The sequence below is a fragment of the Nitratireductor kimnyeongensis genome (assembly GCF_019891395.1).
GTDB lineage: Bacteria > Pseudomonadota > Alphaproteobacteria > Rhizobiales > Rhizobiaceae > Nitratireductor > Nitratireductor kimnyeongensis.
Genome location: NZ_CP078143.1, coordinates 2033835 through 2049798 on the forward strand (window position 1 = coordinate 2033835; position 15964 = coordinate 2049798).

At 60.1% G+C, this 15964-nt stretch carries 14 protein-coding genes; 6 read left to right on the forward strand and 8 right to left on the reverse strand.

Annotated elements, in window-relative coordinates; translation table 11 throughout:
- Positions 1-26 precede the first annotated feature (26 nt).
- The 4 genes from KW403_RS09665 to KW403_RS09680 all read left to right on the forward strand — a co-directional run bounded on the left by KW403_RS09665 (position 27) and on the right by KW403_RS09680 (position 5727).
- Positions 27-1751 (forward strand): sensor histidine kinase, encoded by a 1725-nt coding sequence (locus KW403_RS09665; RefSeq protein ID WP_223019293.1) that lies wholly within the window; start codon positions 27-29, stop codon positions 1749-1751.
- 157 nt (positions 1752-1908) lie between these two features.
- A complete protein-coding gene (gene rpsO, locus KW403_RS09670) occupies positions 1909-2178 on the forward strand; it encodes a 30S ribosomal protein S15 (RefSeq protein WP_007010185.1) in 270 nt (89 codons plus the stop codon).
- A 310-nt stretch (positions 2179-2488) separates the two neighbouring features.
- Positions 2489-4639: a polyribonucleotide nucleotidyltransferase gene (pnp, locus tag KW403_RS09675; RefSeq protein WP_223019294.1), complete on the forward strand. Its 2151-nt coding sequence runs from the start codon at positions 2489-2491 to the stop codon at positions 4637-4639.
- A gap of 74 nt (positions 4640-4713) precedes the next feature.
- On the forward strand, positions 4714-5727 hold the full coding sequence (locus KW403_RS09680) for a class I SAM-dependent methyltransferase (RefSeq protein ID WP_223019295.1): 1014 nt from the start codon (positions 4714-4716) through the stop codon (positions 5725-5727).
- Between the two features lie 19 nt (positions 5728-5746).
- On the opposite strand, the gene fabI is transcribed toward KW403_RS09680, so the two are convergent.
- The 3 genes from fabI to fabA are packed head-to-tail and all read right to left on the reverse strand — an operon-like array spanning position 5747 to position 8357.
- Positions 5747-6565: an enoyl-ACP reductase FabI gene (gene fabI, locus KW403_RS09685; protein ID WP_223019296.1), complete on the reverse strand. Its 819-nt coding sequence runs from the start codon at positions 6563-6565 to the stop codon at positions 5747-5749.
- 9 nt (positions 6566-6574) lie between these two features.
- Complete coding sequence (fabB, locus tag KW403_RS09690) at positions 6575-7795, reverse strand: beta-ketoacyl-ACP synthase I (protein WP_223019297.1); 1221 nt, start codon at positions 7793-7795, stop codon at positions 6575-6577.
- A gap of 49 nt (positions 7796-7844) precedes the next feature.
- Positions 7845-8357 (reverse strand): 3-hydroxyacyl-[acyl-carrier-protein] dehydratase FabA, encoded by a 513-nt coding sequence (gene fabA, locus KW403_RS09695; RefSeq protein WP_223019298.1) that lies wholly within the window; start codon positions 8355-8357, stop codon positions 7845-7847.
- Between the two features lie 278 nt (positions 8358-8635).
- Between fabA and irrA the strand changes: the two genes are divergently transcribed.
- Entirely contained in the window at positions 8636-9037 is a 402-nt protein-coding gene (gene irrA, locus KW403_RS09700; protein ID WP_223022508.1) for an iron response transcriptional regulator IrrA, read from the forward strand.
- 26 nt (positions 9038-9063) lie between these two features.
- Here irrA and KW403_RS09705 read toward each other — a convergent pair whose 3' ends face one another.
- Positions 9064-9618 carry an SH3 domain-containing protein gene (locus KW403_RS09705; RefSeq protein WP_223019299.1) on the reverse strand — a complete coding sequence of 185 codons (555 nt, stop codon included), beginning with the start codon at positions 9616-9618 and terminating at the stop codon, positions 9064-9066.
- A 162-nt stretch (positions 9619-9780) separates the two neighbouring features.
- Between KW403_RS09705 and KW403_RS09710 the strand changes: the two genes are divergently transcribed.
- Complete coding sequence (locus KW403_RS09710; protein WP_223019300.1) at positions 9781-10782, forward strand: 2-hydroxyacid dehydrogenase; 1002 nt, start codon at positions 9781-9783, stop codon at positions 10780-10782.
- A gap of 120 nt (positions 10783-10902) precedes the next feature.
- Here KW403_RS09710 and KW403_RS09715 read toward each other — a convergent pair whose 3' ends face one another.
- From KW403_RS09715 to dnaA, 4 genes are all read right to left on the reverse strand, one after another.
- Complete coding sequence (locus KW403_RS09715) at positions 10903-11673, reverse strand: molybdopterin-synthase adenylyltransferase MoeB (RefSeq protein ID WP_223019301.1); 771 nt, start codon at positions 11671-11673, stop codon at positions 10903-10905.
- A 31-nt stretch (positions 11674-11704) separates the two neighbouring features.
- Positions 11705-12874 (reverse strand): DNA replication/repair protein RecF, encoded by a 1170-nt coding sequence (gene recF, locus KW403_RS09720; protein WP_223019302.1) that lies wholly within the window; start codon positions 12872-12874, stop codon positions 11705-11707.
- A 23-nt stretch (positions 12875-12897) separates the two neighbouring features.
- The gene (dnaN, locus tag KW403_RS09725) at positions 12898-14016 is read right to left on the reverse strand and encodes a DNA polymerase III subunit beta (RefSeq protein ID WP_223019303.1); all 1119 of its coding nucleotides are present in this window, start codon (positions 14014-14016) and stop codon (positions 12898-12900) included.
- 278 nt (positions 14017-14294) lie between these two features.
- On the reverse strand, positions 14295-15731 hold the full coding sequence (gene dnaA / locus KW403_RS09730) for a chromosomal replication initiator protein DnaA (RefSeq protein ID WP_378596501.1): 1437 nt from the start codon (positions 15729-15731) through the stop codon (positions 14295-14297).
- Positions 15732-15964 lie beyond the last annotated feature (233 nt).

The window sequence follows — 15964 nt, forward strand, 5'->3', positions numbered from 1 at the left end:
GAGATGATCAACGGGACGGGTACTGGATGCAAGCGAAAGATGATGCGCTTCCGGAAACATGGTCAGAGCGCATAAGGGCTTTCGCGTCGGGCCCGAAGTCTATTGGCTTTTTTCTGTTTCTGTTGATCGCGGTGACCGTCATCCCCGCGATAGGTGTTTCGGTTGTCCTGCTTCAGCGAAACAATGAGGCTCAGCGCGAAGTCGTAACGACGCTTGCCGAAGCCATGGCAGGCTCCATCGCCGAGGCCGTGGATCGTGAACTGAGCGGCATGGCAACAACATTGCGTGTGCTTTCGACAACCCCTTCGCTCTCCAGCGGTGACATGAAGGATTTTTACGACCGTGCGAGGCTCGCCCTCGCCGGCAGCGGATCCTATCTGCGGGTGCTGGACGACAACTTCCGGCCGCTGATGAATACAGGGGTGCCTTATGGCGAACCGTTGGGGCCCATCAAAGAGCCGGAGACGGTGAAGGCGGCACTGGAAGGCGGGGTCACCAGAACTTCCGGTGTGTTCCTTGGCAGTTTGGACGGAAAATGGAGCTTCAAGGTCGTGAAGCCCTACTTTCCGGAGAACGGTTCCCCCCTCCTCCTGGTGATGACGCGCAACGCGGATTCGCTGATCGATGTTCTGTCTCAGCAGATGCTCCGCGGAGGATGGAACGCCTCGGTGGTGGACAAGAAAAACATCGTCGTGGCCTCTTCCTTGATGTCGTCGGATGTCGGCGAACCCTTCTTTCTGGATCTGGAGGGAACCGGTATCTACCACGAGGCTGAGCCGACAGAGGATCGCGAAGGCGGCACCTACACCACGATCGTGGATGAATCCGGGGTCAGCGGGTGGAAGGCGGTGGTATGGGCGTCGACCGCGACGATTGAAGAACCAATGCGCCATTCTTTGCGCATGCTGCTAGCTGGAGGCCTGCTCGTGATCGCCATCGGCGCCTTCGCAGCCTGGTTGCTCGGCCGGCAGATCGCCGGTCCCGTGAGGCGTCTCGCACGCGATGCCCGCCGGTTGGGCGCCGGAGAGCCAGTCCATGCTATCGAATATCCGATTGCAGAAGTGGCTACCGTCTCCACGGCTTTGGCGGAAGCGGCCCTGGATCGGGAGCAGGCAGAGAATGAAATTCGCCTCCTGATGCGCGAAGTGGCGCATCGCTCCAAGAACCAGCTTACGGTCGTGTCCTCCATGGCCAAGCAAACCGCTCGCAGCTCAAGAACCTTTGCGGGATTTCAGGACGCGTTTCAAAAACGCCTTTACGGACTTGCGCGCTCGACCGACTTGCTGATTGCAGGTGGCGCCGCAGGCGTGGAACTGCGTGAACTGCTGGCGGCACAGGTCGATCCCTTTCGGCCAGACAGCGCCGAGCGCTTCAAAATGAGCGGGCCCAAGTTTCGGCTCGCCAATCAACCTGCGCAGACAATCGGCCTCGCTGTGCATGAACTCGCGACCAACGCCTCCAAGTACGGTGCCTTTTCCAGCGATACCGGAAGTCTCGACATCTCGTGGAAAACCAAGGACGAAATGTTCACTCTCACCTGGCGGGAGTTTGTCGCGAAGGGCCGTCGCCGCAATGCTCGTCGCCGCGGTTTCGGCACCGAGATTATCGAACGAATGGTCGGCGGTACGCTAGATGCCGAGATATCCCGTGTATACCACCGCGATGGGCTGGAATGCGTGTTCAAGATTCCAGTCGACAGGCTGGTACCCGATTTTCAGAAGAAGGCGATACGGGAGGATGCCGCCGGCTGAGAACGCGAGGCGGGCAATGTTTGGGCTGGTAATTCCAGGCGATTTCGCTTATATGCCGGCCATCATTGCGCTTTGAATGCGCATTGTTGCATGGCCCCGGCTGGACGACATCCCGGCTGAGGGCGTCCCTTTTCCCTAAATTCGAGAAAGGAAGCCGATGTCGGTTACTGCAGAGCGCAAACAGGATTTGCTGAAAGAATTTGCCACCGCCCAGGGCGATACCGGTTCTCCGGAAGTCCAGGTCGCTATTCTGACCGAGCGGATCAAGAACCTCACCGAGCACTTCAAGGATCACAAGAAGGACAACCACTCCCGTCGTGGTCTCCTGAAGCTCGTCTCCCAGCGTCGCCGTCTTCTGGACTATCTGAAAAAGAAGGACGAAGGCCGCTACAAGACGCTGATCGAGAAGCTCGGACTGCGGCGCTAAGCTGATTTGGCCGGCGGATACCAAGGGGTGTCCGCCGGTCTTATTTGGGCATGCAGTTTGTTCTGTGTGCCCGACGGCTCCGGCCAGGTGTGAATGTGACAGCGGCTTTGCCGCCATCCCGCACCCGTAAGCCGAATAGCCGGGGCCCCAATGGACAGGTCATGGGGCAGGATTGCAGGATGCTTGCGGTCGAACTGGCCGGAACCGAGCCTCCCGTTGTCTTGCCCGTGGCTCGTCTGACAAATGAAGCGAGCCCGAAGGGAGAACGCCGCCAGAGAATGGCGCGCCCTTCGGCACAAAAGGACAAGATATGTTTAAAGACCACAAAGTTGAGATCGAATGGGGTGGGCGTCCGCTGACCCTTGAAACCGGCAAGATCGCTCGTCAGGCCGATGGTGCCGTTCTGGCCACATACGGAGAGACGGTGGTTCTGGCCACGGTCGTTTCCCAGAAAGAGCCGAAGGCCGGTTTCGATTTCTTCCCGCTGACCGTCAACTACCAGGAAAAGACCTTTGCTGCCGGCAAGATTCCTGGTGGCTACTTCAAGCGTGAGGGTCGTCCGAGCGAGAAGGAGACGCTCGTCTCCCGCCTCATCGACCGCCCGATCCGCCCGCTTTTCGTCGACGGATACAAGAACGACACCCAGGTGGTTGCCACCGTCCTCCAGCACGATCTGGAAAATGATCCGGACATCGTCGCCATGGTGGCCGTATCGGCTGCGCTGACGATTTCGGGCGTGCCCTTCATGGGGCCGATCGGTGCTGCACGCGTCGGCTACATCAACGGCGAATACATTCTGAACCCGCATGTCGACGAAATGGAAGAGACCAAGCTCGACCTCGTCGTTGCCGGTACGGGGGATGCCGTTCTCATGGTGGAATCGGAAGCCCAGGAGCTTCCCGAGGATGTCATGCTCGGTGCTGTCATGTTTGGCCACAAGGCTTTCCAGCCGGTCATCGATGCCGTCATCAAGCTTGCGGAGGTCGCCGCCAAGGAACCGCGCGATTTCACCCCGCCGGATCTTTCCGATCTCGAAGGCGAGATGCTCAAAATCGTCGAAAACGATCTGCGCGAAGCCTACAAGATCACCGACAAACAGCAGCGCTATGATGCTGTTGATGCGGCAAAGGGCAAGGTCAAGGAAACGCTTCTGCCGGAAGGCGAAGAAGAGACCAAATGGTCGGCCGAGCAGGTGAACACCGTCTTCAAGAGCCTGCAGGCGAAGATCGTTCGCTGGAACATCCTCGACACCGGGGGCCGGATTGACGGTCGTGACCTGAAGACCGTCCGCCCGATTGTTGCGGAGGCCGGCCTTCTCCCGCGCACGCACGGTTCGGCGCTCTTCACCCGTGGTGAGACGCAGGCCCTTGTGGTTGCCACGCTCGGCACCGGCGAGGACGAGCAGTATATCGACTCGCTTACCGGCACCTACAAGGAGACCTTCCTCCTTCACTACAACTTCCCGCCCTATTCCGTGGGCGAGACCGGCCGCATGGGTTCGCCCGGCCGCCGCGAGATCGGTCATGGCAAGCTCGCATGGCGCGCCATTCATCCGATGTTGCCGGCCGCCGATCAGTTCCCCTACACGCTGCGGGTTGTCTCCGAGGTCACCGAATCCAACGGTTCGTCTTCCATGGCGACCGTCTGCGGCACCTCGCTCGCTCTCATGGATGCCGGTGTTCCGCTGGCCAAGCCGGTTGCCGGCATTGCTATGGGCCTGATCAAGGAAGACGAGCGCTTTGCCGTTCTGTCTGACATTCTGGGTGACGAGGATCATCTCGGCGACATGGACTTCAAGGTCGCCGGCACGGATGAGGGCATCACCTCCCTTCAGATGGACATCAAGATCGACGGCATCACCGAGGAGATCATGCAGATCGCCCTCGACCAGGCCAAGGACGGCCGTCTGCACATTCTCGGCGAGATGGCCAAGGCGCTTTCGGAGAGCCGTGGTGAGCTGGGCGAGTTCGCTCCCCGCATCGAGGTCATGCAGATCCCGACCGACAAGATCCGCGACGTGATCGGCTCTGGCGGCAAGGTGATCCGCGAGATCGTTGAGAAGACTGGCGCCAAGATCAACATCGAGGACGATGGCACGGTCAAGATCGCTTCTTCCAACGCCAAGGAGATCGAGGCGGCGAAGAAGTGGATCCACTCGCTTACGGCTGAGCCGGAAGTGGGCGAAATCTACGAAGGCACGGTCGTGAAGACCGCCGACTTCGGCGCATTCGTGAATTTTTTCGGGCCCAAGGACGGCCTCGTTCACATCTCACAGCTCGCTCAGGAGCGCGTCGGCAAGACGACCGACGTCGTCAAGGAAGGCGACAAGGTGTTCGTCAAGCTGATGGGCTTCGATGAGCGCGGCAAGGTTCGTCTCTCCATGAAGGTCGTCGACCAGGAGACCGGCCAGGAGATCGTGCAGGATAAGAAGAAAGAAGAAGCCGAGGACGCCGACGGCTGATCCCGCTTTCCATTTGAACGACAAGCGGGCGCGCGCCTTCATGGCCGCGCCCGTTTTCACATCCGGTAACTGACATGAACGACACGCCGCTTCCCACACTTCTATTTCCGTTCGAGCGCGGGCTCATCGATCCGCCGGGCGAGGATGAGCGTGTGCTTTTTCTAGGCGCACCGGGAGCGTTTCATCTTCCTTCCGATTTCGCAGGAAACATGACGGCGGTTCAGGGCTATCGGCCGGACTTTCTCGCTCTTCAGAGAACGGGCATCTCGGTTTTCCCCGAACCGGAAGGGGAGGGCTATGATCTGGCGCTCGTGCTGCTCGGTCGCCACCGGCGCGAGAACGAACAGAGGCTGGCCGAAGCGCTGAAGCGAACCCGACCGGGCGCCCGCATTGTGGCCGCCTGCGCCAAGAAGGATGGCGGCGGCAGCGTGCGCAAGCGCATGGGTGAGCTCGTGGAACTCGAGGATCATGCCTCGAAACATCATGGCGTGGTATTCTGGCTCCGGCGCCCGGATGCGATCGACGCGGCGCTCGCTGCGCTGGAAATCGGCGAAACCGTGGCGGACGGTTACACCACCGCAGCCGGTGGTTTTTCTGATGATGGCGTCGATCCTGGCTCGGCATTGCTTGTCAAATGCCTCCCGGACAATCTGTCAGGTAGAATGGCCGATTTTGCCGCCGGGTGGGGGTATCTTTCGGTCGCGGCAGTGTCTTCTTTTCCTGCCATCAAAAGCATCGATCTCTATGAGGCGCATTATGCTTCTGTGGAGGCGGCACGGCGCAACATGGCACATAAGGCTTCGCAGGTACCGGCGCGCTTTTTCTGGCATGACCTTTTGGGGGAGCCGGTTAATGAGCGCTATGACGTGATTCTCATGAACCCGCCTTTCCATCGTAGCCGCGCCGCGGAGCCGGACATGGGGCACAGCATGATCGCTGCGGCCGCTAAGGCGCTCAAGCCGCGTGGGCGGCTCTTCCTCGTTGCCAACAGGCAGCTTCCTTATGAAGAGAGCCTAGAAAAGCATTTCGCGGCACAGGGTGAGCTGCGCCGCGATACGGTGTTCAAGGTTCTTTGGGCGCGCAAGTGACGCACGCCGGAGAACAGACTCAGTCGTCGCCGGTGGCCGCGCTCAGTCGCTTCAGCTCTTCCATGGTGGGCATGGATACTGTGTTGTAGCCGGAATCCACATAGTGGATTTCGCCGGTCACACCCGATGAAAGATCGGAAAGCAGATAGAGCGCCGACCCGCCAATCTCGTCGATCACAACCGTGCGCCGCAGCGGCGCATTGCGCTGCTGATAGGAGAACATGTAGCGCGCATCCGAGATGCCGGCGCCGGCCAACGTGCGCACCGGACCAGCGGAAATCGCGTTGACGCGGATATTGCGCGGGCCGTAATCGCTTGCGAGATAGCGCACGCTGGCTTCAAGACCAGCCTTGGCTACGCCCATGACGTTGTAATTCGGCATCACGCGGGTGGAGCCAGCATAGGTGAGCGTCAGCATCTGCCCGCCATTTTCCATCAGTTCCGCCGCCTTGCGGGCGACTTCGGTGAAGGAATAACAGGAGATGACCATGGTGCGCACGAAGTTCTCGCGCGTGGTGTTGGCGTAGAGGCCCTTCAGCTCGTTGCGGTCGGAAAAGCCAATGGCATGAACGATGAAATCGAGCGAGCCCCACTCTTCCTTCAGCCCGTCGAAGACAGCATCGATGGAGGCGCTGTCTTCTACGTCGCAAGGGAAAAGGAGATTTGAATTGACCTTCTCGGCCAGCGGTTTCACCCGGCGGCCAAACGCATCGCCCTGATAGGTGAACGCCAGTTCCGCGCCTTGTTCGGCCAGTTTCTTGGCGATGCCCCAGGCTATCGAATGATCGTTGGCGACCCCCATGATGAGGCCGCGTTTCCCTTTCATCAAACCGTCCATGGACCTAATTCACCCTGCGTAACGCTGGAACACGAGCGTGGCGTTGGTTCCGCCGAAGCCAAACGAGTTGGAGAGCACCGTGTCGATCTTGGCATCGTCGATGCGCTTGCGCACGATCGGCGCGCCCTCGAACTCGGGATCAAGCTCGGTAATGTGGGCGCTCTCACCGATGAAACCTGCCTGCATCATCAGGATCGAATAGATCGATTCCTGTGCGCCGGCGCCGCCAAGCGAATGGCCGGTCAGGGATTTCGTTGAGGCGATATGCGGCATTTTCTGCCCGAAGACCTGGCGGATGGCGTCGATCTCGCGTGAATCGCCCACTGGCGTCGCGGTGCCATGCGTGTTGATGTAATCCACATCGCCCTTCACCGTGGAAAGCGCCTGTTTCATGCAGCGCACAGCCCCTTCGCCCGAAGGCGCAACCATGTCGAAACCGTCGGAGGTTGCGCCATAGCCGGTGAGCTCGGCATAGATCTTGGCGCCGCGCGCCTTGGCATGCTCCAGCTCTTCGAGAACCAGGACACCTGCGCCGCCGGCGATCACGAAACCATCGCGCGAAACATCATAAGCGCGCGAAGCGGTGGCCGGCGTATCGTTGTGCTTCGAGGACATGGCGCCCATGGCGTCGAAGAGGTTCGACATGGTCCAGTCGAGATCCTCGTGGCCACCGGCAAACATCACGTCCTGCTTGCCCCACTGGATCATCTCTGCTGCATTGCCGATGCAGTGTGCCGAGGTCGAGCAGGCCGATGAGATCGAGTAGTTCACGCCATGGATTTTGAACCACGTGGCAAGCGTAGCGGAGGCGGTGGAGGACATCGCCTTCGGCACGGCAAACGGCCCGATCCGCTTGGGCGAGCCTTTTTCGATCGTGGTCTGCGCGGCTTCGAAGATGGTTCGGGTGGAGGGACCGCCCGAACCCATGATGATGCCGGTGCGCTCGTTGGTGATGTCGCCTTCCTCGAGCCCGGAATCGGCAATCGCCTGTTCCATGGCCACATGGTTCCACGCACCGCCCTTCGAAAGGAAACGCATGGCGCGGCGGTCGACCACTTCGGCCGGGTCAAGCGTTGGCGCGCCCCAGACCTGACAGCGAAAACCGTGCTCGGCGAAATCTTCTGAAAACGAAATGCCCGATTTTGCTTCGCGCAGCGAGGCGGTGACCTCGTCTGCATTATTGCCAATCGAGGATACGATCCCGAGACCGGTGACGACGACACGTCTCATGATGCTCTCCTTGGGCCGCTCAGGCGGCCGCCAGTCATTTGGTTGAAACTCAGGCTTCTTGCTTGGCCAGGCCGACGCGAAGATCCGTGGCGGTGTAGATCTGTTCGCCATCGGCTTTCAGCCAGCCATCGGCGGTGCCGAGAACGAGGCGGCCCTTCATGACGCGTTTGAAGTCGACGCCATATTCGACAAGCTTTGTCTCAGGCGTCACCATACCCTTGAATTTCACTTCGCCGGTCGAAAGGGCCATGCCCTTGCCCGGAAGGCCAAGCCAGCCGAGGTAAAAGCCGGTCAACTGCCAAAGTGCATCGAGGCCAAGGCAGCCCGGCATGATGGGGTTGCCGGGAAAGTGGCAGGGAAAGAACCAGTGGTCCGGCTTGATGGCGAAGTCAGCGCGAATATAGCCCTTTCCATATTCCCCGCCCTCTTCCTGGATGTCGGTGATACGGTCGAACATCAACATCGGGGGAGCTGGAAGCTGCGCATTGCCGGGGCCGAAAAGCTCACCCTGTGCACAGGCCAGAAGGTCTTCGTAATCGTAGCTGTTTTTCGTATGCGCCATTAATAGCCATCCCGTCCGTGGTTGCGGTGGTTCCGGAACCATTCTTGTCATAGTTGGAACTCCCTATCACAGCTTGTTTCTTGCTGGAAACCGCCGTTGTGGGATTTTGCGATGCCTCTTGAGGGACTGAACCGGAATTCCTCTGCTATTGATCGCTTTGAATTGAGCGAATATATGTCATTGGAAGAATGACTGCAGGAGAGTATGGGAAGAAGTCCCGGCTCAGCCAACAGGAAACACGGACGGTCGCGGTGTCGATTTCGAAAGAAACGCAGAACATGTCGCTCGAGGAGCGCCTGAGAAATGCGGGTCTGCGGCCGACCCGCCAGCGTGTGGCGCTCGCCGACCTCCTGTTCGCATCGGGCGACCGTCATGTCTCCGCGGAGGCATTGCACGAGGAAGCCCAGATAGCGGGTTTTTCCGTTTCGCTTGCCACGGTCTACAACACACTCCACCAATTCACCGAAGCGGGGATGTTGCGGATCGTTCAAGTGGAGGGCGCACGGACCTATTTCGACACCAATGTGTCGGACCATCACCATTTCTTCTACGAAGAAGACGAGACTGTGTTTGACATTCCCTCAGGCGGGGTTGAGGTGAAGAACCTTCCAGAACCACCGGAAGGAACGGAAATCGCCAATGTCGATATCGTCGTCAGATTGCGGCGCAAGCGGCACTGAAGTGTGCGGCCTCGCCGCGGCGTCGTTCATTCCTTGACTGCCTCGCCCGGATAGGCGCCCCAGATCAGCGACTGGTCTACCCAGCCGGAATGGCCGGAGAAGTCCATCTCGCACCAATCACCATTGCAGGTCTTGATTGAACCGATTGCACCGGGTTCCACGCGAGCAATCAGGCGCGCATCGTCCCTTGGGTCGGCCATCAGGTTGATATCGGCGTCCTTGCCCTTGAACCAGGGAGCGGCAATGCCTGTGCGGCGTCCCGATAGCAATGCCTGGTTGATCCAACCTTCCGCGCCCTCTGCATCACGCACGCGCCGCCAATTATCGTATTCCTGAATGATCTCCATGGGCAGGCCGGATTTCAGGTAGCGCCAGTTCACAGCGTAATTGAGACCCGGACCGATCCGCATGTTGACGCGGCTTGATTTGAGGCTGACAAACCGGGGCAGAGGAAGGCCGCTCGGTCCTACTTTTACACTCTGTTCGGTATTTGCCTGCGCGGTGGTTGAAACCGGCATCGCGACCAGCATTGCGGCAAAGATGGTGGCAAACAGCAAACGGAATGGCACGTTGGCCGACATTACAAACTCCCGGTACCCTGGTTCTGGTAGAGCGAGCGCTTCCACCCTTTTTCTTTGTCTTGGCGTCCCCCTCTTGATAGAGAGAAGGCAGCCCGGCTCGGCATTGCAGTGTCGTGCATCTTGGTTAAAGAGGTATCAACAGGGCGTTATTTTGGAGACCTTATGACCGTCAGGAAGAAGCCTCTCGTCGTCATCACCCGCAAGCTGCCGGACCAGGTTGAAACGCGTATGCGAGAACTGTTCGACGCGCGCCTCAATCTAGACGACAAGCGCATGACGCAGCCCGAGCTGGTGGCCGCCGTCAAGGAAGCCGACGTGCTTGTTCCAACGATCACGGATCGCATTGATGCAGCGCTCATTGCCCAGGCCGGTGAGCGGCTGAAACTGATCGCCAATTTTGGCAATGGTGTCGACAATATCGACGTGGCTGCGGCTGCCAAAAAGGGCATCACCGTGACGAACACGCCCAACGTGCTCAATGAAGACACTGCCGACATGACGATGGCACTCATGCTCGCGGTGCCGCGCCGTCTGACGGAAGGCGCGCAGCTTTTGCGCAGCGGCGAGAAGTGGGGCGGCTGGTCGCCCACCTGGATGCTTGGGCATCGCATATGGGGAAAACGTCTCGGTATTGTCGGCATGGGCCGCGTGGGAACCGCAGTGGCGCGGCGCGCCAAGGCCTTCGGCCTGTCGATCCACTATCACAACCGTCAGCGCGTTGCGCCTTCCATCGAAGATGCACTGGAAGCGACCTACTGGGACAGTCTCGATCAGATGTTGGCGCGCATGGACATCATCTCCGTCAATTGTCCGTCGACGCCGGCCACGTTCCATCTCCTGTCCGCCCGGCGGCTCGAACTCATGCAGCCGCGTGCCTATCTTGTAAACACCGCGCGCGGAGACGTGGTGGACGAGGATGCGTTGATCCGGCTGATCGAGGAAGGCAAGCTTGCCGGGGCGGGGCTCGACGTGTTCGAGCACGAGCCATCGGTCAACACCAAACTCCTGAAACTCGCTCAAAAGAACAAGATCGTCATCCTGCCGCATATGGGCTCGGCCACCATTGAGGGCCGCATCGATATGGGCGAGAAGGTGATCATCAACATCCGCGCCCTCTTCGACGGCCATCGTCCGCCGGACCGTGTCCTGCCCAGGAACGTCTGATCGCTTTGCGCATGCGATCTCGTGGCATTGATGGTGAGCTTGTCGAACCACGCACACCGTCAATGCAATAGGCCACGGAGCGAGCAAAGCCCGTTCCCACCCGCAGGCAAAAAAACGCCCTCAGCGGGTGCGCCGCCGGTATTTCACGGTTTCGAAGCGCGCAGCCAGCGCATCATAGAGGAGCAGGCGGCCAGTGAGCGGTTCGCCAATGCCGGTAATCAACTTGATGACCTCCATGGCTTCCAGCGTGCCCATCACGCCGGTCAGCGCGCCGACAATGCCCGCTTCGGCACAACTGGGAACCAGGCCCGCCGGTGGCGGCTCGGGAAAGAGGTCGCGATAGGTTGGCAGAACAGCGCCGTCGGCGCCGGTTTCGAACGGCTTGAGCACGGTCAGTGACCCGTCGAAGCGGCCGACAGCCGCCGTCACGAGCGGGCGCTTCATGGCCTCGCAGGTGTCGGCCAGAAGATAACGTGTGGCGAAATTGTCAGAACCGTCGACCACCACGTCGTAGCGCGCAATGATCCCGGTGGCGTTGTCTTCATCAAGCCTGACGGGGTGTGTTTCCACGGCCACGTGCGGGTTGATGCGGGCAATGCTCGCCTTCGCGCTTTCCACCTTCGAAACGCCAACGCGGGCTGTGTCGTGGATCACCTGCCTTTGCAAGTTCGAGAGCGAAACCTCGTCGTCATCGACGACGCCCAGCGTGCCGATGCCGGCGGCAGCGAGATAGCAGAGAACCGGTGCGCCCAACCCACCGGCACCGATCACCAGAACGCGGGCATTCTTCAGCCTCTGCTGCCCCGCTCCGCCGACCTCGGGCAGAACGATATGGCGGGCATAGCGTTCAAGTTCGCTTTCGCTCAGGGGTAGGGGAGGTGTTTCGGCCATGCAGTGATCTTATCCAGTGGCAGGGAAGGTGTCAGCGACGTTCGTGAATTGCGCCACCCGAGACAGACAAAAACTGGGCGCGGCCTTCGAGCGCCGAAAATAGAACTGCTTCCGTGCCTGTCATGAAAGCCTGGCAGTTGAGCTCCTCAAGGATCGAAAAGAGCGCTGCCCGCCGGTCGGGATCGAAATGTGCGGAAATCTCGTCCAGAAGCAGGATCGGTGCGGTCCCGGAGAGCTCACCCGTAAGCCGGGCATGAGCGAGCACCAGCCCCACCAGAAGCGCCTTTTGCTCGCCGGTGGAGCATCGCGCTGCCGGCATGTCCTTGGGCACGTGCCGGACGAGAAGATCACTGCGGTGGGGTCCTTCCAGCGTTCGCCCGGCCGCGCGGTCGCGGGGGCGCTGATCGCGCAGAAGAGTGCGGAATTTTTCTTCCACATCGACAGCGGCCTCTCGCCCGATCGCCTCATCGATGGTGCCGTCCAGCGCAATCCGCGCGGAAGGAAAAGGGCCATTCTCTGGCAAACGGTCGTTCATGGCCGCAAGCAGCCGCACCATTTCACCGCGTGCAGCGGCAATCGCCACGCCGGTCTCGGCCATCTGTGTCTCAATGGCATCGAACCAGCCACCATCGCGCGAATCCTCCGAAAGCAGCCGGTTGCGCGCGCGCATCGCCTTCTCGTAATCGAGCGCACGGCGGCCATGGGCAGGGTCGATGGCCAGAACAAGGCGGTCAAGAAATCGCCGGCGGTCGCCCGCCGGGCCCGTAAACAGCGCATCCATTGCCGGCGTCAGCCAGAGGACACGCACCCATTCGAGCATGGCGTCCGCGGTTCGTGCAGTCTCGCCATTGATGCGCAGGCGACGGCCGCCTGCTTCCATGCCCGGCTGAAGCCCTGCCGTGCCGGTTCCGATATCGCATTCGCCGAAAGGGCCTTCGAGCTTTGCATGGATGCCAAAGCCTGTCTCCGCGCCCTCCCGGGCCACATCGTCAAGCGTGGCGCGGCGCAATCCACGGCCCGGTGAAAGAAAAGAAACCGCCTCCAGCAGATTCGTTTTGCCCGCGCCGTTCTCACCTGTCAGCACCACGGCGCCAGGAGCTAGGTCCAGCGCCAGTGCGTGATAGTTTCGGAAGTCGGTGAGGTTCAGCCGGGTGACGTTGACCTGGGCTGCGGCCTGCCGATTGGATGCCTGGTCGACCAAGAGAAAGCCAAAGCCGGCGCGCTCTAAACGCGCATCGGCATCAGAACGTAAAGCGTGCTTTCATCGCCTTCATCCTGCACAAGCGTGGGCGATCCGGCGTCGGCAAGAAGGAAACGCGCCTCACTCCCCGAAAGCTGCGCCGCAACGTCAAGCAGGTAGCGGGCGTTGAAGCCGATCTCGATCGGATCGCTTTCGTAATCGGCTGCCAGTTCTTCCGTCGCCGAGCCCGAATCCGGGTTGTTCACCGTCAATGTAACCTGTCCTTCAGCGATGGTGAGCTTCACCGCCCGCCCGCGTTCTGAAGAAATGGTCGACACACGGTCAACCGCCGAGGCGAAGGTCTGACGGTCGATCACAAGCTTCTTGTCGTTCCCGGTCGGGATCACGCGCTGATAGTCGGGGAACGTCCCGTCAATCAGTTTTGAGGTGAGGATGACGCTGCCGATGGTGAAGCGGATCTTTGTGTCCGACAGCTCGACCGTGACCGCCACATCCGGATCGTCGACCAGTTTCTGCAGTTCACCGACCGTCTTGCGCGGGATGATGATGCCGGGCATGCCCTCGGAGCCTGCCGGGGCCTCCATTTCGGCGCGAGCGAGACGGTGCCCGTCCGTCGCAACCGAGCGCAGCTTGAGTCCGCCATCAGCCTCGATCGTGTGCAGGAATATACCGTTCAGATAGTACCGGGTCTCCTCGGTGGAGATGGCGAATTGCGTCTTCTCGATCAGTCCCTTGAGGGCCTCCGAATCGAGGCGGAAAATGTGCGAGAAATTGCCGGCGGAGAGCTCCGGGAAATCGGACTGGGGCAGGCACTGAAGCCGGAAACTGGAGCGCCCGGCAACCACCGACATGGCGTTGCCGTCCTCGTCCGTCTTCAGCATCACTTCTGCGCCATCGGGAAGCTTGCGGACAATGTCGTAGAGCAGATGTGCCGGTACGGTTGTCGCGCCGGCCTGTTCGATGGTCGCGCCTGCTGCCTCTGTCACTTCCAGGTCAAGGTCGGTCGCCTTCATTTGCAAGCTTGCACCATCCGCGCTGAGGAGCACATTCGACAGAATCGGGATCGTGTTGCGGCGTTCCACCACACGGTGAACGTGGTTCAGTGACTTCAGGAGGGTGGAGCGTTCGAGAATAACACGCATGACCAATCAATCTCACAAATATGAAGATAAGCCCTGCAAACATGGCGCATGTCCAGGGCAGCCTCGAACAGGCTTTGATTTCCGCCAAAATGACAGGAAATCGAGAAGAAACGCAAGTCTTTCACAGCGTTAGGTCCGCCTTCGACCCGCTTTCTGGGGAAAACGGAGTTCCGGCTTGAGGAGGCTGGTTGAAAGAGAAAGGACCGGCAGTTGCTGCCGGCCCTTCCATGTTCCTCGTGCGCCGCCCCATTGGCGGGGTGCGGATAGGATGCCTGCGATCAGGCCTGGTCGCTGATCAGGCGTTTCAGGAGTTCGATCTCCTGGGCCAATTGTCTGTCACCGTCGGTGAGCCCTTCGATTTTGCGCACCGCATGCAGCACGGTGGTGTGATCGCGGCCACCGAAGCGACGTCCGATTTCCGGCAGGGAGCGCGGGGTCATGACCTTGGAAAGATACATGGCCACCTGCCGCGGCTTGACGATGGTGCGAGTGCGCCTGTTCGAAAGCAGTTCCGTCTTGGAAACATTATAGTGTCGCGCAACGATCCGCTGGATGTCCTCGATGCGAACCCGCTTCGGCTCCCCTGCACGGCAGACATGGCCGAGTATTTCGTCAATTCGATCGATGGTGATCTGCGGTTCGAAGGAATGCCGGAACAGGAGCTGGTTGAAGGCACCCTCCAGTTCCCTGCCGCTGCCGGTCACCGAACGCGCTACATGCACAAGAATTTCTTCCGGAATTTCGAGCGAGCCATCCTCTGCCTGAGCGCTTGCGAGGCGCTGCTTGAGGATCGACAGGCGCATGGCGAAATCGGGCGCCCCAATCTCGAGCGATACGCCCCCGTTGAGGCGTGACTTCACGCGTGGCTCGAGCGATTCCAGTTCTGAAGGCGGCCGATCTGCCGCGACCACGACCTGTCGCGCGCTGTCGAGCAACATGTTGAGCAGATGGCAGAACTCGTTCTGGATGGACTTGCCCTGCAGGAACTGCATGTCGTCGATGATGAGAAGATCGATGTCGCGGAGCTGCTCCTTCAGAGTGAGCGCGTTGTTGTCGCGGATCGCCGTGGCGAAGCGCCACATAAAGTATTCCGCCGTCAGATAGACGACACGTGCCTGCGGCTTGCGACGCAAGGACTCGGCAGCGATGGCTTGCAGCATATGCGTTTTGCCGAGCCCGACCGAGGCGTGAAGGAAGAGCGGGTTGAAACGAATCGCGTTCGAATCCGACTCGGCCACCGTCCGGGCAGCTGCGCAGGCCACACGGTTGGACGCGCCTTCTATCAGGGAGTCAAACGTGTAACGGCTGTCGAGCGGCGAGCCGAGAATGTTCGATCGTCCGTCCGTTTCCTGCATTTTTGCCGGAATTGCCCGAGCAGATGGGTTGCCTGCGAGTGTGCCGGAAGCGAGCGCCGTTTGTGGCCGGCTCGAAACCTTGCGGGCGGCAGCCGGCTGGCTTTCCTGTGTGGCCCGCACATTGCGTGTGGCGGTTCGTACGATGATCTCCACCTTCAGCGTGTCAGGCGCTTCCTGTTTCCACAGATCGGTAATGAGGTCGAGATAGTGCCCGTTGATCCAGGAGCGCAGAAAAGCCGTGGGAACGGAAATCCGGACGCAGCCTTTGGATGCTTCCATCAATTTCATGCGGCCGAACCAGCTGGAGTAGACCTCGCTTCCCAGACGCGCACGGAGCTGCGTTTTCACGCGCTCGAAGATCGCATCAGATGGTCCGGCCTTGCCGTCGCCCTTTCTTGTTTCTGCTGTCTCTTTTTTTCCCTCCTGCTGAGACATCTGCTCCTGAAAAGAAAATCCCCCCGTCGTTTCCCTTTCCGCGCCGCTTTGCATTCCTCGTGTCCCTGTCGTTTTGAGTGGTGTTTTTACGGATGGGCTTGCGCCGTCTGGCGACTAACCCCTACCCAATCCGTTTTTTTATGATGATCGTATGTCCG